This is a genomic window from Halosimplex amylolyticum (assembly GCF_051414035.1).
GTDB classification, from domain to species: Archaea; Halobacteriota; Halobacteria; order Halobacteriales; family Haloarculaceae; genus Halosimplex; species Halosimplex amylolyticum.
In genome coordinates this window covers 183,435-204,686 of record NZ_JBLKNW010000001.1, presented here as the reverse complement: position 1 = coordinate 204,686, position 21,252 = coordinate 183,435, and the positions used below count along the sequence as shown (strand labels likewise).

Annotated in this window: 18 protein-coding genes; 8 read left to right on the top strand and 10 right to left on the bottom strand. The window is 71.5% G+C overall.

The genetic code is table 11. The features are described from left to right. Nucleotides 1–206: 206 nt before the first annotated feature. The 7 genes from ACMGFE_RS00895 to ACMGFE_RS00865 all read right to left on the bottom strand — a co-directional run bounded on the left by ACMGFE_RS00895 (nt 207) and on the right by ACMGFE_RS00865 (nt 7,624). Complete coding sequence (locus ACMGFE_RS00895) at nt 207–746, bottom strand: DUF7285 family protein (protein WP_436923065.1); 540 nt, start codon at nt 744–746, stop codon at nt 207–209. Further along, a complete protein-coding gene (locus ACMGFE_RS00890) occupies nt 724–1,257 on the bottom strand; it encodes a DUF7283 family protein (protein WP_436923064.1) in 534 nt (177 codons plus the stop codon). Before ACMGFE_RS00890 ends, ACMGFE_RS00895 begins: the two co-directional genes overlap by 23 nt. A 161-nt stretch (nt 1,258–1,418) precedes the next feature. Then, nucleotides 1,419–3,149, bottom strand: coding sequence for a type II secretion system F family protein (locus tag ACMGFE_RS00885; RefSeq protein WP_436923062.1), 1,731 nt, complete (start codon nt 3,147–3,149; stop codon nt 1,419–1,421). A gap of 3 nt (nt 3,150–3,152) precedes the next feature. Next, complete coding sequence (locus tag ACMGFE_RS00880) at nt 3,153–5,093, bottom strand: ATPase, T2SS/T4P/T4SS family (protein WP_436923061.1); 1,941 nt, start codon at nt 5,091–5,093, stop codon at nt 3,153–3,155. A gap of 76 nt (nt 5,094–5,169) precedes the next feature. Beyond that, nucleotides 5,170–5,637, bottom strand: a complete 468-nt coding sequence (locus tag ACMGFE_RS00875) for a DUF7311 family protein (protein WP_436923059.1) — start codon at nt 5,635–5,637, stop codon at nt 5,170–5,172. After that, nucleotides 5,634–6,308, bottom strand: coding sequence for a DUF7310 family coiled-coil domain-containing protein (locus tag ACMGFE_RS00870; protein WP_436923057.1), 675 nt, complete (start codon nt 6,306–6,308; stop codon nt 5,634–5,636). Before ACMGFE_RS00870 ends, ACMGFE_RS00875 begins: the two co-directional genes overlap by 4 nt. Nucleotides 6,309–6,508: 200 nt before the next feature. Continuing rightward, a complete protein-coding gene (locus tag ACMGFE_RS00865) occupies nt 6,509–7,624 on the bottom strand; it encodes an ATP-binding protein (RefSeq protein ID WP_436923055.1) in 1,116 nt (371 codons plus the stop codon). 75 nt (nt 7,625–7,699) lie between these two features. Between ACMGFE_RS00865 and ACMGFE_RS00860 the strand changes: the two genes are divergently transcribed. The 7 genes from ACMGFE_RS00860 to ACMGFE_RS00830 all read left to right on the top strand — a co-directional run bounded on the left by ACMGFE_RS00860 (nt 7,700) and on the right by ACMGFE_RS00830 (nt 15,943). Then, the gene (locus ACMGFE_RS00860) at nt 7,700–8,224 is read left to right on the top strand and encodes an Ig-like domain-containing protein (RefSeq protein WP_436923054.1); all 525 of its coding nucleotides are present in this window, start codon (nt 7,700–7,702) and stop codon (nt 8,222–8,224) included. 192 nt (nt 8,225–8,416) lie between these two features. Beyond that, entirely contained in the window at nt 8,417–10,795 is a 2,379-nt protein-coding gene (locus ACMGFE_RS00855) for a CARDB domain-containing protein (protein ID WP_436923053.1), read from the top strand. A gap of 9 nt (nt 10,796–10,804) precedes the next feature. Continuing rightward, nucleotides 10,805–12,115, top strand: a complete 1,311-nt coding sequence (locus ACMGFE_RS00850; RefSeq protein ID WP_436923051.1) for a M26 family metallopeptidase — start codon at nt 10,805–10,807, stop codon at nt 12,113–12,115. Continuing rightward, entirely contained in the window at nt 12,112–13,323 is a 1,212-nt protein-coding gene (locus tag ACMGFE_RS00845) for a DUF8167 domain-containing protein (protein ID WP_436923050.1), read from the top strand. Before ACMGFE_RS00850 ends, ACMGFE_RS00845 begins: the two co-directional genes overlap by 4 nt. Beyond that, on the top strand, nt 13,320–14,624 hold the full coding sequence (locus ACMGFE_RS00840; RefSeq protein WP_436923049.1) for a cation:proton antiporter regulatory subunit: 1,305 nt from the start codon (nt 13,320–13,322) through the stop codon (nt 14,622–14,624). Before ACMGFE_RS00845 ends, ACMGFE_RS00840 begins: the two co-directional genes overlap by 4 nt. 249 nt (nt 14,625–14,873) lie before the next feature. Further along, a complete protein-coding gene (locus ACMGFE_RS00835; RefSeq protein ID WP_436923048.1) occupies nt 14,874–15,248 on the top strand; it encodes a DUF7857 domain-containing protein in 375 nt (124 codons plus the stop codon). After that, entirely contained in the window at nt 15,245–15,943 is a 699-nt protein-coding gene (locus tag ACMGFE_RS00830) for a MinD/ParA family ATP-binding protein (RefSeq protein ID WP_436923047.1), read from the top strand. The genes ACMGFE_RS00835 and ACMGFE_RS00830 overlap by 4 nt, the downstream gene beginning before the upstream one ends. A 15-nt stretch (nt 15,944–15,958) precedes the next feature. On the opposite strand, the gene ACMGFE_RS00825 is transcribed toward ACMGFE_RS00830, so the two are convergent. Next, the gene (locus ACMGFE_RS00825; protein ID WP_436923046.1) at nt 15,959–17,584 is read right to left on the bottom strand and encodes a DUF7125 family protein; all 1,626 of its coding nucleotides are present in this window, start codon (nt 17,582–17,584) and stop codon (nt 15,959–15,961) included. Between the two features lie 112 nt (nt 17,585–17,696). Continuing rightward, on the bottom strand, nt 17,697–18,581 hold the full coding sequence (locus tag ACMGFE_RS00820; RefSeq protein ID WP_436925133.1) for a transcription initiation factor IIB: 885 nt from the start codon (nt 18,579–18,581) through the stop codon (nt 17,697–17,699). 481 nt (nt 18,582–19,062) lie between these two features. Here ACMGFE_RS00820 and ACMGFE_RS00815 point away from each other — a divergent pair, with 481 nt between their 5' ends. Beyond that, a complete protein-coding gene (locus tag ACMGFE_RS00815) occupies nt 19,063–19,800 on the top strand; it encodes a DUF1028 domain-containing protein (protein WP_436923045.1) in 738 nt (245 codons plus the stop codon). A gap of 62 nt (nt 19,801–19,862) precedes the next feature. Here ACMGFE_RS00815 and ACMGFE_RS00810 read toward each other — a convergent pair whose 3' ends face one another. After that, nucleotides 19,863–21,125 carry a M20/M25/M40 family metallo-hydrolase gene (locus tag ACMGFE_RS00810; protein WP_436923044.1) on the bottom strand — a complete coding sequence of 421 codons (1,263 nt, stop codon included), beginning with the start codon at nt 21,123–21,125 and terminating at the stop codon, nt 19,863–19,865. Between the last annotated feature and the right edge of the window lie 127 nt (nt 21,126–21,252).

The window sequence follows — 21,252 nt, the reverse complement described above, 5'->3', positions numbered from 1 at the left end:
TTAAACATAACATGGCCCCGACGCCGCACGGGCGGTCGGCAGAATCGCCGGCGTCTCACCGGTCTCGCCGTACTTCTGACCGTCTACTCGAACGTGTTCGTCTGCGTGACGCCTTGGCTTCGCGATTCAGCGTCGCACCGTCTAACTGCGACCGCAGCGGAGCCAGCGGCTCGCGGCGATACTGTCCGGACGGACGGTGTCGCCCGTCACTGCTCCCACGCCGCGACGTTCAGCCGGCCGGCCACCACGTCGCCGTGTCCGCGTCGGATCGGGATGGGGCGACTCGCCGTGCTCGCGCTGTCGGGGACGCCGAGGTCGGGGTCCTCGACGTCCGAGAGCACGGCGCTGCGCGCCTGTCCCTGCGGGCCGAAGACCACGTGGCGTTCCTCCGTCCCGCCGCTCGGGTCGTTGTACTCGAACAGCTCGCCCCGCTCGGAGTCGCCGGTCTCCGTCCGCGTGACGTTGATGTAGACGTAGTACCCCTGGGGGAGCCCCGACGGACCGGGCGAGCCGGACGGACTGTAGATGGCGCTCAGGTCGTCTTCGGCCGGGTACACCCCCGACTGTTCGATCTTGTTCCACACGTCCTGGATCGCCGACTCGGCGACGTCGCGCTGGCTCGTTCCCGGAAGCGTGTCCGTGACGTAGCCGGCGTAGAGACTCAGCCCGATGGCCATCGCGGCGACGGCGATCAGCGCCGCCAGCGGCTCGGTCTGGCCGCTGTCACGCGTCGACGAGCGTCGCACGCTTGTCCCCCCATTTGACGAACCGCACCACGAGTTTGCCGTCGGCGATGCGCCACTTCGGCACGTCCGGGTCTGAGAGGCTGTCCTCCGCCAGCCTGGACGCCGCCACCACGTCTTCCCGGAAGGCTTCTTTCGGGTTCGACCCCCTGTACTCGCTGCTGACCGGCGCCCCGTGGAGTATCGCCTCGAGGTCGCCGTCCGGCGCGTGCGGCGAGTCCCTGTCGGCCCAGACGGGGACCACCCTCGCGTACGAGAGGGCCGCACGCGCCGTCCCGCCGTCGTTTTTCATCACGATGGTCTTGTTGGCGACGTACCAGCGGTCGGCGTCGTGCTCGTACTCCGCGGTGGCGTTGTAGCCGCTCGCGGTCGTCTGGTCGATGGCGTCGGCCGCCGCAGGCGCGTCCGGCGGCGGTTCCGACGGGAACGAGGCCACCACGCCCACGAACGCGAGACTCACCAGCGCGACGCCGAACCACACGTACCACGCGTCTGCCGGCGACTCCAGTTCCATACCACGTTTGGTCCCCCCATCGTATTTAAACGACTACGCGCGACCGTCCGGCAGCGAGTAGCGAACGCGATGGCGGAGACGGCTCGGCGGCGGAGACGGTTCGGCCGCGGAGTCGGCTCGACGGCGGAGACAGCTCGGCGGGGGAGTCAGTTCGGCGACGGTCAGATCACGAGGCCGGTCACGAAGACGGCGATCACGTAGATGGGCGTCGCGGAGATCAGCGAGCGGCCGACGTGGTAACCCAGTAGTGAGCGGTCGAGGCCGTTGCGGAGCCCGATGGAGAGGGTCGTCAGGATGACCGACATCAGAAGGACGTAGACGCCGACGACGAGGCTCAACTGGTCGGCCGACAGCGCCTTGCCCACCTGGTCGCTCGCGGCTGCGGTGCCCTGGCTCTCCTCGATGCTCTTGGCGAGCGCGACGGTCGCTCCGGCGACGAGCGGACCGAAGTACGCCGCCGTGCTGTCGAGCGTGCCCGTGACGGCCGACAGCTCTCGCTTCGCCTCCGCTTCGACCTCCTGGAGTTCTTCGAGGTGGTCGGCCATGGCGACGACGGCGCTCCCGGCTGGCCTGCCCTCCCGCGCGGCGATCGAGAGCAGCGACGCCGTGCCGTGGGCGCGCGGGCTGGGGACGTTCGCGAGCGACCCGTACTCGCCGAAGAAGGCCTCGTCGACGGTGACGTGCAGGCGCTCCTGGAGGCCCGCCGCCCGCTCGAACACCTCCCCGGTCTCGGCGGGGACGCGCTCGCCGGCGTGGGCGATGGCCGCCTCGACGGCGAGCCCCTCGGCGACCTGCCGGCCGACGAGGTAGAGGGCGTCGGTGAGGTGCTCCTCGATCGCCCTGACGCGGTCGCGGAGCTCCTTGATCGGCGTGAAGACGGTGAGCAGCGCGGTGCCCAGGCCCAGCCCGATCCCCGCGACCGGCGCGAGGAAGCCGTGCCCGATCATCGTCGTGACCACGGCCGCGAGGACGCCGACGGCGAGCCCGAGGCCGACCCCCTGCAGCCGTCGGTCGGCCACGTCGGGGTGCGAGACGGTGACGTTCGGTGGCGGGAACGCGACGGGTCGGCGCTGGAGGAGCCAGACGCTCGCGGCGATCAACCCCGCCGGGAGCATGACGTCGTAGACGATGACGAAAAACTCGATCGGGAGGGTGAACCCCCCGTCGCCACCCCCTGCGAGGCCGATGGCCGGCACGAGCGCGACCAGAGCGAGCGGGAGCATGACGCCGAAGGCGTACAGTCCGGTCGTCGGGCCGCGGATCTCGCTGGTGAACTCGGCCATCTCCTCGCGCGTCCCGTTGAGGACCGCCGTGAGCGAGCGTTCGAGGGTCCGCTCGCGCTCGTCGGGGGGCGCGTTCTGCGCCGTCGCGAGCAGGTGGGCCGCCCGCCGGAGCGCGGGGAAGTCCTCGGCCCAGTCGTCCGCGAACGAGAGCAGGCCGGTCTGGGGCGAACCGATCGAGCGGTCGATGTGGCTCGCCAGGCTGTCGGCGAGCGGCCCGCGTCCGGTCTCGGCGGCGAACTCGACGGCCGTCTCGGTCGCGGGCTGGATCTGCATCCGCAGGACGGCACGGCCGATCAGGTTCGGCGTGTCGCCGAGCGCCTCGGTCCGTCGGAAGCCGGCGAGGATCGTCGGCGACGTGTGCGCCCCGTGGATCGTCGCGATCCCCACCGGGAGCGCCAGGATCGAGAACAGCGGGAGCCCGAGCGCGAAGAGGATCCCCGCGGTGAGGACGGCCACGGCGATGCCCGCTCCGTAGCCCGCCTGGACGATGGTCTCCGGTTTGAACGGCGACTCGATGAACGCCACCGCCTCGACGAGTTCGTCGCTGGTCTCGACCTCGTACGGGTACAGGCTCGCGAGCGCGTGGACGAGGCTGACTTTCCATCCCATAGGTCACTCGACGCCGCGGCCGACGTAGGCCGCGGCGACCTCCGTCGGCGAGGTCCGACCGTCCTCCGCGATCCCCGCCAGTCGCTCCCCCCGCTCTTTGACCGCTCGCCGCACGTCCGAATACGACTCGGCGGGGCCGGTGAGCCGGTCGAGGAAGCGGCTCTCCCCGCGGTCGATCCGGTCGGTCGAGCGGGCGATGTCGCCCTCGATCTCGTACAGCGGCGCGAAGCGGATCTCGTCGTCGCCGACCATGACCTCCTCGATGGCCGAGAGCCGGCGTTTGCGGCCCGTCGGCGTCCGGTAGGCCTGGACGGTGACGACGAGGTCGGTCGCGCCGAACGAGGAGGCCGGCACGCCCAGGTCGGAGACGACGCGCTCGAACACCTCGTCGGCGCCGTCGCCGTGGATCGTCCCGAGGACGGCGTTGGCGTTCGCGCCGACGCGCATCGCCTCGTAGAGGACGCGAGCCTCCTCGCCGCGGATCTCCCCGACGACGAGGGCCCCGTCGCCGAGGCGGAGCGCCGTTCGGAGCGCGTCGGCCGCGGTTATCTCCGGTCCCTCGCCGGTACCGGTGCGCAGCGGCTGGACGTCGCGGTCGCACTGCTGGAGCTGATTGACGGGAAGTTCGGGCGTGTCCTCGATGACGACCGTGCGCGTGTCGGGGGTGACCTCGTAGAGGAGCGTTCCCAGCAGCGTCGTCTTCCCGGCCCCGCGGGTCCCGGCGATGAGCGCCGCGGCGTTGCGCTCGATGGCGACAGAGAGAAAGCCCGCCGCCTCGGCCGGCATCGTCCCGTTCCTGACGAGTTCCGGGAGCGTGAAGGTGTCCTCGGCCTGCTCGCGGAAGGCGAAGGCGACCCCCTCGGCGACCGGGTCGGTGACCCCCGCGACTCGCAGGCCCGTCCCGTTCTCCAGGTCCGCCGTCGCGTCGACGGTCGGCGTCGCCCGGGAGAACGCGCGGCCGCTCGTCCGCCGAATGCGCGAGGCCAGCGCGCCGCCGCCGTCGGTCGTCAGGTGGACGTTCGTCGTCATCGCCTGGCCGTCGACCTCGAGGCGGATCGGGTTCGACTCCACCGGCGAGGTGGCGTACACGTCGGTCACGCGCGGGTCGGCGAACAGGTCCTCGAGCACCCCGTACCCCTGGGTGTGTTTGCCGAGCACCGAGGTCAGGATCGGGTCGACGTCGCCGTCGCTGACGTACTCGATGGCCTGCGAGGCGCGCCGGTCGCCTTCCACGAGGCCCTTCGCGATCGCCTCGTACCCCTCCAGCACGAACTCGCGCTGTTCGACCGAGAGGGTGACGTCGACCACGTCCAGCGAGTACAGCGGGACGGAGTCCTCGCGGCCGTAGATCCGGGCGGTGCTCCCCGTCGACAGTTCAGTCACGTCCCGGAGCCGCGCGCCGTCGTCGACGGTCCGGTCGACGAAGTAGTGGCCGACCGTCAGTCCGACGGTCGGAGCGAGCGCCTCGTCGTAGTCGTCCACTCCCGCCGCCGCCTGGAGAAGCCCCGACTGCGCGGCGATGTCGGCGACCGGACCGACCCGGGTCTCGGTCTCGTCGGCGACCGAGAGCGGGTCGGTCGCGGCGGTCCGGGCGAGGCGGTCGTCGCGGTCGCCCAGCAGGTCGACGAACCGGCCGGCCGTCGAGAGCAGGGAGACGGCGCGGTCGCCGTAGCGGTACTCGAGGCCGCTGGTCCGGACCACCAGCCCGTCGACGGTGTGGTCGGCGAGCGTCCGGACGACGGTCGCCCGGCAGGCCGGGGACGCGCGCAGGTCGCCGTCGTTGTCACACCCCGACGCGTCGACCAGCAGGACCCCCTCGTCGATACGCAGATCGCACGTACAGGGACCGTCGTCGCCCTCGTCGTCGCCGCCGCCGGTCAGCCCGTCGAGGCCGACCGCGTCGAGGACCGACGACAGCGAGAGATCGGACGTACCCGTTGCCATGCCGGGAGTGGCCGCGTGTTCGGCCTTAAACTTCTACACGGCGCCGTCTCCGCCCGGAGACGGGACCGACTCGCGCTCACCCGCCGGTACGGTGGACCGTGACGATCGGGTCGTCGGACGACCCCTCCCGTTCGAGCCGGAAGACGAACGTCTGTTCGCCCGTGATCCGCCCCAGTTTCAGCGTCCCGCCGTTCGCGTTGACCATCGGGGCGTCGACGTGGCGGACCCGTTCGGGTCGACCGCTGACCCGGTAGGTGATGACGCTGTGCATCTCGCCGCTGGGACGCTCGATCTGGAATTTCAAGACGGTCTTGGCGGTGAGCGACGGCGTCGGGAACGTGACCTCGACGACGCGCTGGGGCCCGCGGACGCTCTTCGGGGGGAGGTCTTCGCTCTCGTTGAGGTCGACCGCCGCCTGCTCGAACTGGGCGGCGATGCTCTCGACCTGGCGGTCGCTGTGGACCCCGGCGGCGTGGTCGATCGCCGGCATCGAGATCCCGACCAGCGCGACCATCAGGATGACGGCGAGGACGGTGCGTATCACGGGAGCTTCGAGCGGATGGTGTTCAGGAGACCGTCCTCGTCGTCCTCGTCGCCCTCACCGTCGAGGTCGAACTCGTCGGCCAGTTGCTCTTGATCGGCGTTCGCCTCGCCGTCCCCGTCCGCCGATCCGGCGGCCCTACGGCCGTCCGCCGACCCGTGGCCGCCTGTGACGCCGCTGGCGGCCCCGGGGCCGTCGCGAGCGTGACCGTTCCCGCCGCCTCGACCGGTCCCGGCCCCGCCGCGAGCGGTGCCCTGTTCGCGGCCGGAGACGACGCGGTCGACGGACCGTTCGGCGGTCCCCGGTCCGTCCGTTTCGCGACCGCTCCCCGCCCCGCGAGGACCGCCCTGGCCGCCGCGGACGGCGCCCTCCGTGGCCGCTTCCAGTTCGCCGATCCGCCGCTCCAGGCGGTCGACGGCCGCGAGCGCGGCGTCGGCCTGCTGCTCGACGTCGTCGTTGACTGAGCGCACCTGGCCCACGAACCCCTCGACTGACTGCGAGCGCGCCTCCACCGTCGCGAGCCGGTCTTCGATGTCGTCGAGGCGGGACTCCAGCCTGTCGACGTCGTCCGCCACCGCGGCGAGGTCGGCGAGTTCGTCGAGTTCGTAGTCGCCGTCGACGACCGCCCGCTCGACCGCCGTCAGCCGCTCGTCCAGGCGCTCGATGTCGGTCATACCCCGTTTGCCCGCCTCTTCGTATTTAAACCACAACGCCGTCGCGGCCGGTTTCGCAGCGCTGCTCCCCTCTCGCGCCGGCCGACGCTCGATTCGCGGTCCGAACCGCCAGCGTGCGTCCGGACGAACCGTCTGGGTCCGTCTGGACGGACCGCCAGCGTCCGTCTGAAAGAATCGTCGGCGTCCGGCGGGACGAACCGTCAGTCGTCGGTGGAGAGCCGCGGGTGCGGGTCGACGTCGACGTCGCTCGCGTTGGGGCTGTCCCCGCCGTGGGGCGTCTCCCGCATGCGGACGTTCGCGGAGTGGACGGTCTCGGTCGCGTCGTCGATGACGATGACCTCGCCGGGGCTCGTGGGCAACCGCTCGGCCAGCGAGGTCTGCATGTACGTCGGCTGGGCCGCGTCGAGCGCCTCGAGGTCGGCCTCCGACGTCAGCCGGTGTGAGACGACGATGTCCGACTGGGAGACGGCCACCTCGGAGACGGCGCTCGGCCGCTGGGTGGCGAGCACGAGGCTGACACCGGGCGCGCGGCCGCGGGTGAGGATGGTCTCCAGCGCGGCCTCGCCGACGCCCTGGAAGAAGGTGTGGGCCTCGTCGATCATGTACCACGGGAGCCGCGCGATCTCCTCGTCGACGCGGGCGCGGTAGAGCGCCTCGCCCACGCCGCGGACGACCGCGTTCATCGGCGCCGCGTCGAGGCCGGAGACGTCGACGACGGTCACCTCGCCGCCGCCGAGGTCCCGGGCGTCCAGTCCGTCGGGGTCGAAGATCCCCCACGAGTCGGCCAGATCGAGGTGGTTGACGGCCGCGCGCTTGTCGACGGCCGGCGCCTCGGTTGCCTCGACGTTCGCGCGCATGTCCGCGAGCGTCGACTCGTCCTGGGCCGCCTGCCAGACGAGGCCGCCCGCGCCGCTCTCCGGCGAGAGGTCGAGGAGGGCGCACCACGACCGCGGGTCGAGCGTCGTCGTCGTGATCTCCGGGTCGCTGACCACCTCGGCGGGGACCGGCTCGCCGTCCGAGGGCTGGTCGAGCGTCGGGAACACGCCCATCGGATCGACGATGACGGGGGCGACGCCGCGGGCCCGCGAGAGCGCCTCGGCGACGACCCCCAGCGTGTACGACTTCCCGTAGCCGCGCTTGCCGACGATCAGCATCGCGTGCGGGCCGTCGAGGTCGATGTGCAGCGGGGCGCCGCTGGAGCCGTCCCTGGCCCGATAGGTCCCCAGGTGACCCGCGGGCGCGTCGTCGTCGGTCGTCACGACCTTCCCGCGGCCGATGACGAACTCGGTCTCGTCCGATGCGGGGGAACCAGTCACGCGAGGTGATAGTCACGCCGCCGCACTTGTAACTTCGGTTCAAGGTTTAAATACCAGGACGGGACCAAGGCCGACATGCGGCGCACAACGACGCTGTCGCAGGACGAACGGGCCATCGAAGGACTCCCGATACGGCTCGTCATCGCCCTCGTAGTGGGCGTGGCGAGTCTGGGTATCATGATGACGATGCTGGACGGCATGGTCCTCAACACCCAGAAGGAGGTCACGCTGGAGGTGACGTCGGACACGATCATGGGGACCGGGAGCGGTGCGGGGACCGATGACATCACGGTGACCGTCATCACCGAGGACGGCGAACCGGTCCCGAACGCCCAGGTCCTGATCGAATCCGGGACGCTCACCCTCGAAAACGGACCGTATACGATGCAATCGGCGTCAGGGTCCGGCACAACGACGGGGGACAACGGGAAACTGGAGGCATCGCACCCCTGTGCGAGTTCCTGTAGTAGTTCCTCCGAGCCGGTCGTCGACTTCCGGTCCGACCAGGACAAGGGGACGCTCACGTTCGACATCATCCTGCAGGGGGACGGCGGATACGAGGACGAGAAGTCCAACCCCGAGATCGTCGTCACGGAATAACCACTCCGTGACCGCGCCCTCGTCGTCACTGCCACGGCCGACAGCACCCGAGACGCCACGTCTCGGTGCGATACCCCGTTTCGACCGTCGCCGTCCGGTCGACCGATCGCCGGCCCGAGGGCCGACGTTCGACGACTTCGGAACCGACGTAGCGGGCAGCCACACCTCACCACCAACGATCTATTACCGAACATGACATCTTATCACTCGAACGCACTACCGAACGTCAGCGGAGAGAGAACCGTCCCGGGACTGCTCGCCGTCGCGGTCGCGGCGGCGGTCTGTCTCGGCTTCGTCGCGCCCGTGACCGCCGTCGGGTCGGCCGACGCGACGCCGGCGTCCCTCGACGGCGTGACCGGGAGCGGAACACAGGACGACCCCTACAGGCTCACGAACGCGACGGAGCTGCAGGCGATGCGCGACGATCCGGACGCCCACTACGTCCTCGCGAACGACGTCGACGCGAGTGCGACCGCGAACTGGAACCGCGGCGAGGGCTTCGAGCCGGTCGGCTCCGACTCGCCGTTCACCGGGACGTTCGACGGTCGCAACCACACGATCACCGGGCTCACAGTCGACAGACCGACCGCGGACGACGTCGGGCTGTTCGGCGCCGTCGACGGCGCGACCATCGAGCACGTCTCGCTCGCGGGCGTCGACGTCCGAGCGGGCGGGGACGCCGGTGCGCTGGTCGGCATCGCACTCGGTTCGTCGGGGATCCACGACGCGAGCGCCAGCGGGACCGTGACCGGCGGTGACCAGACCGGCGGTCTCGTCGGCATTCTGGAGGCGAGTTCTCTGAGCGACGCGCACGCGAACGTCGAGGTGGACGGGAAGTCGAACACCGGCGGACTCGTCGGGCTGAGTTCCGGGAGCACGGTCGACGCGTCGTCGGCCAGCGGGAACGTGGCCGGCACGTACAGGGTCGGCGGCCTCGTCGGCGGCCCCACGAACCCGGTCAACGCGGACGCCAACACGATCACGCGCACGTACGCCACGGGCGCCGTCAGCGGCAGCGAAGCCGTCGGCGGGCTGCTCGGCGGCAACGTCGGCGCCGTCGAACGGTCGTACGCGACCGGCGACGTCAGCGGCGACGCGAAGGTCGGCGGACTCATCGGACACAACCGCGGCGACGCCGCCGCGCTCTACTGGAACGGGGAGGCGGCCGGCGACGCCGTCGGCGAGGGGTCGACCGCCGGCACCAGCCTGACGGCCGACGAGACGGTCGGCGCGAGCGCAAGTTCTGCCATGAACGCGCTGACGTTCGGCCAGGTCTGGGTGACGACCGACGAGACGCCGGTGCTCCGGAGCGAGGTAGAGGCCGTGTCGCTGTCGATCCCCGACCAGATCATCGTCGACCGGGGGGCAACGGCGACGGTGCAGGTCTCGCTGCGCGGCGACCGAACCGTCGGCGCCACGGAAGCGGCCGCCTACGACGTGAACCGGTCGGTCCTCTCGATCGACGGCGGTCGCGTGGACACGTCCGGGACCGGCAGCGTCGACGTGACCGCGACCGTCGCCGACCGCAGCGACAGCGCGACGGTCTCCGTCGTCACGCCGCCCGACGTGTCGGTCGACAGCTCCGGTCTCCGATACGACCGCGTCGGCGCCGAGACGGCCGCTCCGGTCGACGTGACGCTGCGGAACGACGGCGGTGCGGACGGCGAGTTCGACCTGTCGCTGTCGATCAACGGGACGGTCGGACAGACTCGCACCGTCGTCGTCCCCGGTCACGGCACGGAGACGGTGCAGTTCAACTGGTCCGCACCGGCGACCGGCACCTATCAGGTCGCTCTCAACGGGTCGTCGCTGGGCACCCTGACTGTCGTCGACGAACCCGAGACCAGCGTCGCCTCGGCCACGTCGTCCGAAGAACTGCTCGCGGTCGGGAACGCGACGACCGTCGAAGCGACGCTCGAGAACGCCGGCGACGCCGCCGCCGGGCACACGGTCGAGTTGACCGCGAACGGCGAGACCGTCGCGACGAAAGACGTCGTCGTCCCCGCCGACGGCACGACCGTCTCGTTCGAGTACACCGCCGATTCGGCGGGCGAGTACGACCTCGCCGTCGGCGGGACTTCCGCGGGGACGCTCACCGTCGCCGAGCTGGGGAGCGTCTCCGTCGACGGCGCGTCGGTTCCCGAATCGGTCGGCGCCGGCGAGCGCTACGAAGTCACCGTGACGCTGACCAACTCCGGTGGGCTCGCGCTGTCGACCGACGTGACCTACAGCGTCGGCGGGAGTTCCGTCGCGACCGAGACCGTCGAGGTGCCCGCCGACGGCGCCGCGGTCACCTTCGAGGCGACCGCGCCGGAAGCCGGCGAGTCGATCGAACACGCGGTCTCGGCCGGTGACGACGAGTGGACCGGCACCACGAGCGTCGACGTGGCGACCGCGACTGCGACGCCGGGGACCGGCGGTGACGGATCCGGCGGGGACAGTACCGAGAGCGAACCGGACGGCGACGGTGGCGCGAGCACGACGAGCGGCGACGGTGCCGGCTTCGGAATCGGGGCCGTCGTCGGCGCGCTCGCCGCGCTGGCGGTCGCCGGACGACGGCGAACGAACTGAGGAACACGAATGCACAGCAATGGGTTCGGGCGGTCGAACGGGGTCGGGCGGTCGGCAGCCGTGGGTGGCGTCCTGCTGGTGGTACTGGCAGCGTCGCTCGCCGGGCCGGCGGTCAGCCTCGCGACCGCAGACGACGAGGTACAGACGGGGACGGCGACGCTCTCCGGGATGGAGGGGAGCGGGACGCCGCAAGACCCGTACGTGATAACGACAGTCGAGGAGCTGCAGGCGATGAACGAGGACCTGGAGGCCCACTACGTCATCAGGAACGACATCGACGCGAGCGTCACCGAGACGTGGAACGCCGGGAACGGCTTCCAGCCGATCGGCGGCGAAGGGGCGACGTTCCGCGGGTCCCTCGACGGGAACGGCCACACGATATCCGGCCTGACGATCGTCCGGCCGGGGCAGAACAACGTGGGGCTGTTCGGGCTGTCCGTCGGGACGGTCCAGAACGTCTCGCTCCGCGGCGTCTTGATCAACGGAAACGAGAACGTCGGGGCCCTCGCGGGCGTGAGCGAAGGGTCGATCACTGGATCCTCCGCCACGGGCGAACTGCTCGGTTCGGCTTCGACCGTCGGCGGGCTCGTCGGCTACAACGCCGGCCAGATCGTCGCGGCGTACGCGGACGCCTCGGTCTCCGGGACCGACGTCGTCGGCGGGCTCGTCGGGGTGAACAGAGGCCCGGTCCGGGGTTCGTACGCGACCGGCGAGGTGACGGCCACGGCGGTCGGCGGCGGACTGGTCGGCGCCAACAGCAACGCCCTGACCGCCTCCTACGCGACGACGACGGTCGACGTCGAGGAGGTCGGCGGCGGACTGGCGGGGACCAACTCCGGGACGATCCGCACCTCCTACGCGGCGGCGACGGTCGAGGGGAACGCGAGCGTCGGCGGGCTGACCGGGACCAACGGAAACAGCGTCGTCAGCCAGAGCTACTGGGACGAGGACGTCGCGGGCGTGAACGAGTCCTCGGGCGACGGCGCCGACGTCGGCACCGCGCTCTCGACCGGCGAGTTGACCGGCGACAGCGCCACCGAGACCCTCGCGGGCTTCGACACCGCGAACGTCTGGATGACGACCGACGACTACCCGGTCCACCAGTGGGAGCGGCCTGACGTCGACCCGCTCGACCAGTGGCAGGTGCCGACGCCGACGCCGGCGCCGGCCACGCCGACGGCGACGCCGACCGACGTCCCGACGCCCTCGCCGACGCCGACCTCGGCCGGGAGCTTCGGCGCCGGGCCGGGCTTCGGTCCGGCCGCCGTCCTCCTCGCGCTCGCCGCGCTCGCGGCGCTGGGGGTGTCTCGTCGCCCATGAGTTCCCTACCGGTCGAGGTCCTGATCGGGATCTCGTTCGGACTCCTCGTCGGACTCATCCCGGCGTTCGCGGTCGGGCTGGCGAGTTTCCTGCTGGAGTACTACGGCGGGCGAGCGATCCCCGGGTTCGCGACGGCGCTGGTCGCGTTACCGCTGGCCGGCGCGAACGGCTACGCCGTCGGCCTCGTCGGGACGACGGTCGAGCAGGTCCCACGGCTGCTGATCGCCGCACTCGTCGCACTGATGCTCGCGCTGTACGCCAGCAGCCAGGGGAACGCGCTCGCCGCCGACCTCCCCCGCGACCTGGCCCAGGCGACCCGGAGCCGGCGGACGCTGTCGGCGGAAGCGCTCGACAGCGTCGACGGGTCGGGCCAGGTGACGATCCAGGCGACCGGCGAGATACGCGACATCGAGGGCTATCCGCCGCTCTCCCCGGATCTTCGGACGACGCTGGAGACGGGGGCCTGGCGGCTGCCGGCGGACCTGCCGCTGGACGAACTGGAAGTGCGCCTGGCCGACCAGTTGCGGACGGACTACGACCTGGCGGACGTCGCGGTGTCCATCGACGCCCGCGGGCGCGCCTCGATCGCCGCCGCACCGCCGTCGCGTGACCTCGCCGAGCGCGTGCCCGACGGCTGGCGCGCCGTCTCGTTCGCGGCGCTGTTGCCGACGGGCCTGTCGCCGGGCGACGAAGTGGTCGTCGACGCCGGCGGCGAGTCGGTGTCCGGTCGGGTGTTGAGCGTGAGCGCCGACCCCGACGACGACGCGGTCGCGGACGAGGCCGGTCCGTCGCCGGGCGAGGCCGAGACGCGCAGGCGCGCCCGAGCGGAGACGGCCGGCGGCCGCGGTCGCGTGACGGTCGCCGTCCGCACGGCCGACGCCCGGACGGTCCTGGGCGACGACGAGGCGGGGATCCGCGTCATCTCGCAGGGGACCAGTCACGTCTTCGAGGCGTTCTCGCACCTCGAACGAGCGGGCCAGGCCGTCCGGCGCGTCCGACTCGACGACGAGGACCGCGCGGCCATCGCCGACGCCGGGTCCGGCCTCTCGGTCGTGGGCGTCCGGCGACCCGACGGAGCGGGTCGCGGCTGGCAGTTCGGACCCGACGCGGCGTCGATCGACGACGCCGACGAGGCGTTCGTCGTCGGGAACGACGGGAGCGACCGGATCCACAGGCTCTCCGGCGACGGGGTGGAGGTGGAGCCGTGACGCTCGCCGTCCCGCTCCAGCTGGCCACCGACTGGACGATGACCGCGCTGTTGCGGATCCTCGGCTTCGGGCTGTACGCGAGCGTCGTCGCGATGGGCTTCGCCTTCCTCTATCGCGGCTACAGCACGCGTCCGCTCCCGGTCGGCGTCGGCGTCGTGCTCGGACTCTCGTTCGTCACGATGTCGCTGAACATCACCGCGGTCGTCCAGTCTTCGCTCATCGACGACACGGCGAAGCTCCACTACGCCAGCGCGGCGTACCTGCTGGGCGTGTTCAGCGTCGGTGCCGTCACCTCCGAGGTCGGCCGCCGCATCGGCGACCACTTCGCCTGCGACGTGTTCGAAGTCACCCGCGTCGACGCCGGCGGGATGGTCGCGCGGCTCGTCCAGTCGGCGGGCCTGATCGTCGAACTGACCCTCCCGGAGTCGCTCGACGACATCGACGGCTATCCCGCGGTCGACGACGACGTCAAACGGGAACTGGCCGGCCGAACCGTGCGCTTCCCGCGGCGCCTCTCCGACGCGGGCCTGGCGGACAGGCTCGCGACGCGGCTCGAACGCGACTTCGGCGTCGGCCACGTCCACGCCGAGATTGAGTCGGACCTGACGGTCTCGTCGCTGGCCGTCGGCGCCCGCCCCTCCGGGATCGGTCCGTCGCTGCCCCCGGGGACCGTCGCCCTCGCAGTCGAGGGCGATCCGTCGCCGGACGCCAGCACCGGCGACCCGGTGGAAGTCTGGGCCGACGGCGAGGACGGCGGTCGCCTGGTCGCAACCGGCAAGTTCCGGGCGACGGTCGGCGACGTGGCGACGATCACCGTCGGCACGGACGACGCCGAGGCGTTCGACCCCGACGACTCCTACCGGCTCGTCACCCGGCCGGACACCGCGAACGACGTCAACGAACTGGTCGCGACCGTCTGGGAGGCCGAGGAGACCGTCACGGCCGTCACCGTCGAGGAAGGCGACGCGCTCCAGGGCGAGTTCGTCGACTGGCTGCCCGTCTCGGTACTCGTCGTCGTGCGCGACGGCGAGCCGATCCCCTTCCCCGCCGAGAACGAGACGCTCGACGTGGGCGACGCCGTCTACGTTCTCGGGACCCCGGAGGGGCTCCACCGCCTCGCCGAGTACGAACCCGAGCGCGAACCCGGTGACAGCCCCGTCCCGGACGGCGCCGACGCGGGGAGCGACGACGGCGGGGAGGACGTCGCCGACGCCGGCAGCGGCGGCGACGCGGACGCCGAGGCGGCCGACGACGCCGAGAGCGAGGACGGCGGGCTCGCCTCGATGTTCAACGACGACTGACCACCGATTTTTCGCCGGCAGCCGAGTCTCGGATTCTCGCCGGTGATCGACGACCGATCTTTCGCCATCGACTGACGACCGGATTTCCACCGGCGACCGACGAGCGGCTTTTTCGCTGCAAACTAACTGCGGGGTGGTTTCGTCGCCGACAGACACGGCGGGGGAGCGACGGGACGCGCCGGGTCGGTGGACCGGTCCGACGGCCCGGACGCGTTGAACTTTATACAGGAACGGGCGACCAATACCGGTATGGACGAGGTATCGGAGTGCGACACGGTCCGACGCAACGGGGTGACGTTCGTGCGGGCGACGGTCGAAAACGAGCGGGCCACGCCGCAGGTCGTCGAGCTGGAGAACCGGCTCGAGGGGCCGGTGTGGCCGCCGCGGTTCGGCGACGTGACCGCGCCGGAGTGGACGGGGGGGACCTGGAAGGCGCGCGTCGAACCGGACCAGACGCTGGGCGTCGGCTACGCCACGCCGGCGCCGCCGCTCGCCGACGGAGACCCGGTCGCGGTCGTCTCGCGGGAGCGCGCCGGCGACGCCGGGGAGTCGGACCCCGAGGAAGTGCTCGCGTCGCTCGACGACTGGGCCCCGCCGAGCGACACGCTCTCGGGCGACCGATGATCCTCGCGGTCTGCGGCGGGAAGGGCGGCGTCGGCAAGTCGACCGTCTCGCTCAATCTCGCCCGCGAACTCGACGCGGTCGCCGTTGACGCGGACCTGGCGACGCCGGACCTGCCGCGGGGTCGCGGTCCCGACCTACACGACGTGCTCTCCGGGCGCGCGGCGCCGATGGAAGCCGTGGAGACGGTCGACTCGATCGAGCTCCTCCCGTGCGGACGGTCACTCGCCGGCGCGCGGGCGGCCGACCTGACCGAACTCCCGAACGCCCTCTCGATGGTCGACCGGCAGTTCGGCCGCGTCGTCGTCGACTGCCCTGCGGGGCTGGCCCGCGACGTGGGCTATCAGATCCACAGCGCCGACGCCGTGGTGCTCGTCACGACGCCCGACCGGGCGGCGCTGCTCAACGCCTTCCGGACGCGGCACCTGGCGGGCGAACTCGACACGCCGGTCGTGAGCGTCGTCGTCAACAAGGCCACCGCGTCCGAGGACCGGGACATCGCCACCCGCGTCGAGGACGAACTGGGCGCGCCGACGACCGTCGTGCCCCAGCGGTCGGCGCTCGCCGACTCCTTCAGGAGCGGCAAGCCGCTTCGCGACGCCCAACCGGAGAGCCCCGCGCTGTCGGCCTTCGAGACGCTGACCGAGCGCATCGAGGAGAGCGAGCGACAGATAACCGAGAACGCGGAGGCGGCCTGACCGACGCGGACTGTTCTACCGAGTGTTCTCCGGCCGTCCCCCCGGCCGAGCGGCGTCCGCGCGCCGCCGGTTCGCCTCGTCCGTCCGCTCGTCGTCGACCAGCGCCGAGTCCACGGACTCGGGGGTGGCGCCGCCGGCCCGGAACTTGGGGACGGTGATCCGGTCGGCGCCGTCGTCGGTCGGTTCGACGGAGATGACGGCGTCGGCGACGTGTTCGGTCGTCGCGCGGTTCTCGGGGACGGAGGGCCGAGAGAGACAGTGAAGGACGGCGATGCTATCGGTGTCGAGCATCCGTCCTTTGAGACCGTTCAGGAACTCGCGGTAGTCGTCGCGGTCGGCCCGTTCGAGCGGGGCCATCGTGTCGACGACGACGTTCGACCCGTCGGGCAACTCGCCGACGAGGCGCTCGGTCTCCGCGAGTCGGTCCTCGGTCAGGTAGCGGACGGTCGGGCTGCCGACCGTGACCGGCGCGGCGTCGAGCGACGCGCGGATCGTCCGCTCGGTCCGCTCTGTCGAGACGTACAGCGTCCCGCGAGTGGCCGTCAGCCCGTAGAGCAACTGCTCGGACTGGCTCGCCGGAGGCGCCTCGACGACGGCGACGCTGCCCGGCGGCAGTCCGCTCAGGTCGACGTCCAGGGCTGTCAGCCCCGTCGGGGGCGCCTGCCGTCCGCCGCTGACCGTGTCGGGCGGCGCCGCCTCGCCGTTCGACGCGGCCCCGTCGTGTCGGGCCCTCGGGGATCCGCCGTCGGTCCCGGCCTGCGCCCCGCCGGTCCCGGCCTGCGCGTCGTTCGCCCCGGACTGGATGCCGTCGGTGTCGGCGTCCCCGCGTTCGTCTGCGCCGGTCCGGTCCGGACCTGTCCCGGCCTCCGGCGAGGCCGACGAGTCACCGAGACCCTCCGCGTCGGCGCTCGGTTCGGCCGTCGAGTCGTCCTCCCCGCCCGGCGTCACCCAGTCGTCGAGTTCGCGGGCGGTCGCCGCGGAGTCGGCCGGCCCGCGGTCTGCGGGTCCGGTCGCGGTCAGCGAGGCGAGTTCCTCCGCGGCGCGTTCGTACTCCGTGCGCGCCTCGTCGCTCGCGAGCGGGGACTCGGACTCCGGGACGACCGCGAGGACGGGGATCTCGAATCTGGCGTGGAACGCCTCTGGGACGGCGCTACAGTGCGTGAAGACGGCGCCGGCGACGGGCACGTCCAGGCGGCGGGCGATGTCGATCGTCGTCGCGGCGGCGTCGAGGCTCTGGTCGCTGTCGGTCGTCACGACGACGACGCCGTCGGCGAGCGCGATGGCCTCGACCACGTCCGGTCCGGCGCCGGACGGGCAGTCGAGCAGCACCTCCGTCGCGCCGGCGTTCAGCCACTCCAGCGCCGCGTCCAGTTCGACGTTCTCGGTCGGCTTCTGCCCCGGGAGGACGTGCGCGCCGGAGGTCCCGGGGAACTCCTGGGCGAGCGAGTGCCAGCTCGTCTCGCGGTCGAGCGCGGCGACGGTCGGCTCGCGCTCGACGCCCGCCCGGACGTGCAGGTCGGGCAACTGCCGATCCGCGTCGACGGCCAGCGTCTCGACGCCCGAGCGCGCGAAGGCCGCGGCGAGGCCGAGCGTCGTCGTCGTCTTCCCGGATCCTCCTTTCGCTCCCGCGATCGCTATCATGCCCCTAGTGGTCGCGTCTTCCGTCTTGAACCCTCACACGGACGCGGCCGCTCGCGGCGGTCGAGACGCGGTGTTCACTGCCGCGACCGACGCCGCGTTCGGCGGGCCGGGACTACTCGAGTTCGTCGAGGTCGCCGACGGTCGAGCCGATGGTCATCCGCGAGACGTCGGCGAGGTCGGCGGCCTCGCTCTGTTTGACCGGCACGCCCCGTTCGTTGGCGGCCTTGTAGAGACACGCGGCGGCGACGCCGCTGGGGTTCTTGCCGCCCATGCGTCCGGACTCGACGAGCAGCACCGCGTACTTGCGGGCGCGTCGCTCCACCTCGGTCTCGACGTCCAGGTCCGAGGCGTACCGCGGGAGGTACTCCGTCGGCGAGACGGGACCGACGGGCAGGCCGAGCTCCCGGTTGAGCGCGTCGTAGGCGGTCTTGAGTTCGCTCCGGTCGGCGCGCGCCACGTCGACGATCTCTTCCATCGTCCGGGCGATCGACTGGGTCCGGCAGGTGGCGTACACCACCGCGGCGGCGAACCCTTCCAGCGACCGCCCGCACAGCAGGTCCTCGGACTGGGCCGAGGAGAACAGCGAACACGACTGGTCGCGCACAGAAGTCGGCAGCGACATCACCGACACCAGCCGCCGGATCTCCGTGTAGGCGTAGAGCTTGTTGCGCTCGGCCTTGGAGTCGAGCCTGGCGCGGTTGTGCTGGCGGCGCATGCGCACCAGCTGTCGCTGGCGGGTGCCCGATACTTCCGATCCGGTGCCGTAACCGATCTCGGTCGAGAGTCCACGGTCGTGCCGCGAGGCCGTCAGCGGCGCGCCCGTGCGGCGCCGGTCGGTCTCCTCGCCGAGCGAGCGCCACTCCGGGCCGCGCTCGACCGCGTCCTCCGCGAGGACGAGTCCGCAGTCCTCACAGACCGTCTCGGTCTCGGATTCGCGAAGCGTCCCACCACATTCCGTACACGCCGGGTCCGTCTTCGGGCCGTCTTCGGCGGCGATACCCCTCTGCTTTTGTTCCGATCGTTCCCTCAAGCGTACTCCCCCGTGCAACCAAATGTGTTGTTTTCCCGTACTATAATAACTTTTTATATTTTATCCAAACATGAATATGATGACATGCGCCGCTGGCTGGAACGGGGCCGGCCGGACCGTGACCAGAGTGACGACTCACGGACGGAGACGACGGCGTCCGCCCCCCTCGCGGTCGGACTTCTTCCCCAGCGGTCCCCACCGATGACGGGGATATCCCACAGGAGTCGTAAAAACGTACCGGAACCGTCGGTCGATTGGTACGACCAGCCCGGAGACACGAACGCGGTCCGTCTGGCCAGTTCAGCGATGGAGTGCGGAATCCATCGGTAACGACCATCCGCCACTCTCGGCCATTCGCCGGTCGCGTACACGATTCAGCGAACGAGTGCACGATCGAGCGACCGAATACGACCAAACACTGAGGGGCGTCGCGCCCGACGTGGCGGTCGTGACGTTCAGCATCTGCGTTCGCGAATCCTACACCGACGCGGCGGACGAGGAGCAGACCCGGTTCGGGGTCGCGGTGACGACGCGGCTGGCCGGCGTCGGGACGCTCTGCCCCTTCGCCAGCGAGCACGGCGCGGTGGCGACACAGAGCCTGGTCAACGTCGACCTCGGTCGCAAGGGCATCGAGTACCTTGGGGACGGGCTGGCCGTCGAGGACGCCCTGGAGGCGCTGTTGAACGCCGACGACGGACGGCCGCAGCGACAGCTCCACGGCGTCGGCGCCGACGGCGAGTTCGCCTTCTCCGGCGAGGAGTGCCGACCCTGGTTCGGCCACGTCGTCGGCGACAACTACACTGTCGCCGGCAACCTGCTCACCGGCGAGGACGTCGTCGAGGCGGTCGCGACGGCCTACGAGGCTGGCCTCGCCCCGGCCGCGCCGGACGACCCCGCCGCCGACCCCGACGCGCCGCTGGCCGAGCGGCTGATCGACGCGCTCGCCGCCGGCCACGAACTGGGCGGCGACAAGCGAGAGGAGTTGCACGTCCAGAGCGCGGCGCTGCTCGTCCGGACGACCGAGGAGCGGGAGATGGCCCCGTACTACGACGACCTGCGCGTCGACGCGACCGAGACGCCCCTCGAGGACCTGCGCGAGACCTACGAACTCGCCGCCGAAGGCTACGAGATGGCGATGGAGCGCTACGCCGACGAGTATGCCAACGACGAAGACGCCGGCGACTGAGGGGTAAGCCGGCGCCGACGACTGGGGCGCGTCGGCGCCGACGACCGCGGGATACGGCGCGCTCAGTCCGACAGGAACCGCCGGGCGGTCTCGACCAGCACCGCACCGGCGGTGAGCACCTCCGGCCAGCGAACGGACTCGTCGGGGAAGTGCGCCTCCTCGATGCGGCCGGGCCCGAACACGACCGTCGGGATGCCCGCCGCGACGTAGTGGCGCGCGTCGCTGCCATAGGTCTCTCCTGTCGGTGCGGTCGCCGACAGCCCGGACGCCGCCATCGCCTCCTGCAGGGCCGCGACGACGGGTTCGTCGGCCTCGATCTCGGCCGAGGCGAACTGGACGCCGAACCGCTCGAACGTCGGTGGATCGACCGACCAGGACTCCTCCGCCGCGACCGCATCCAGCGTCTCCCGGCACGCCGCTTCGACGCTGTCCAGCGACTCGCCGGGAGCGACGCCGACGCGCAGTTCGGCGGCGAGCGTCCCGGGCACGTTGGACGCCCAGGTACCGGCCTCGACTCGCCCGATAACGATCGGCCAGGGCACGTCGAAGCGGTCGTACAGCGGATGCGTGACCGCGTCGGCGCGCTCAGCTTCCAAGTCCTTGAACGCCTGGCGGACCCGTTCGAAGCCCGGCAGGACCGATTCGCCTTCCCACCGGCGGGCGGCGTGGGCCGGCGTCCCCTCGATCCCGATTCGTCCCATCAGACAGCCCTCGGTCGCCGTCACGACCCGCATGTCCGTGGGTTCGGCGACGACGGCAGCGTCGCGCTCGAAGGGGTACGGGTTCGACAGCGCCGCGGCCGCCGCCCCGAGGCCGCCGTCTTCCTCCCCGGCGACGCTCTCGACGACGATCCGTCCGTCGAGGTCGAACTCACCGGCTTCGACCCGGTCGGCGAGGTGCCGCGCGGCGAAGACGCAGGTCGCGAGTTGGCTCTTCATGTCCACCGCGCCGCGGCCGACGAGGCGGTCGCCGTCCCACCGCGGTTCGAACGGGTCGCCCGTCCAGCCGCTCTCGCCCGCGGGCACGACGTCGACGTGGCCGTTCAGGACGAGCGTCCGCCCCGCGTCGGGGTCGCCGAGTTCGAGGACGCCCGCGACGCTCGGCCGGTCCTCGGTCGACAGGTCTCCGGCCGAAGCGAAGGAGGGGTGGGACGCGAGCGCGTCGGCGTCCGCGGTCCACGTGTACGTCTCGAAATCCAGGTCGGCGAGCCGGTCGCGTACCCACTCCTGGGCGGGCGCCTCGTCGCCGGCGGTCGTCTCGAACCGGACGAGCCGCTCGGCGAAGGCCCGCACCCGGTCGCCGTAGGCGGCCGCGAAGTCCTCCATCGTTCGTCATTCGTGCGCCCGGCGCTATCAGTCCTCGGGAGCGGGGAACCGGCCGTCGGACGCCTCGCCGCGCCCGACTACGGAGGGCCACGGACGTTTCCGGATTCCGTAGCGTTACACCGGACCC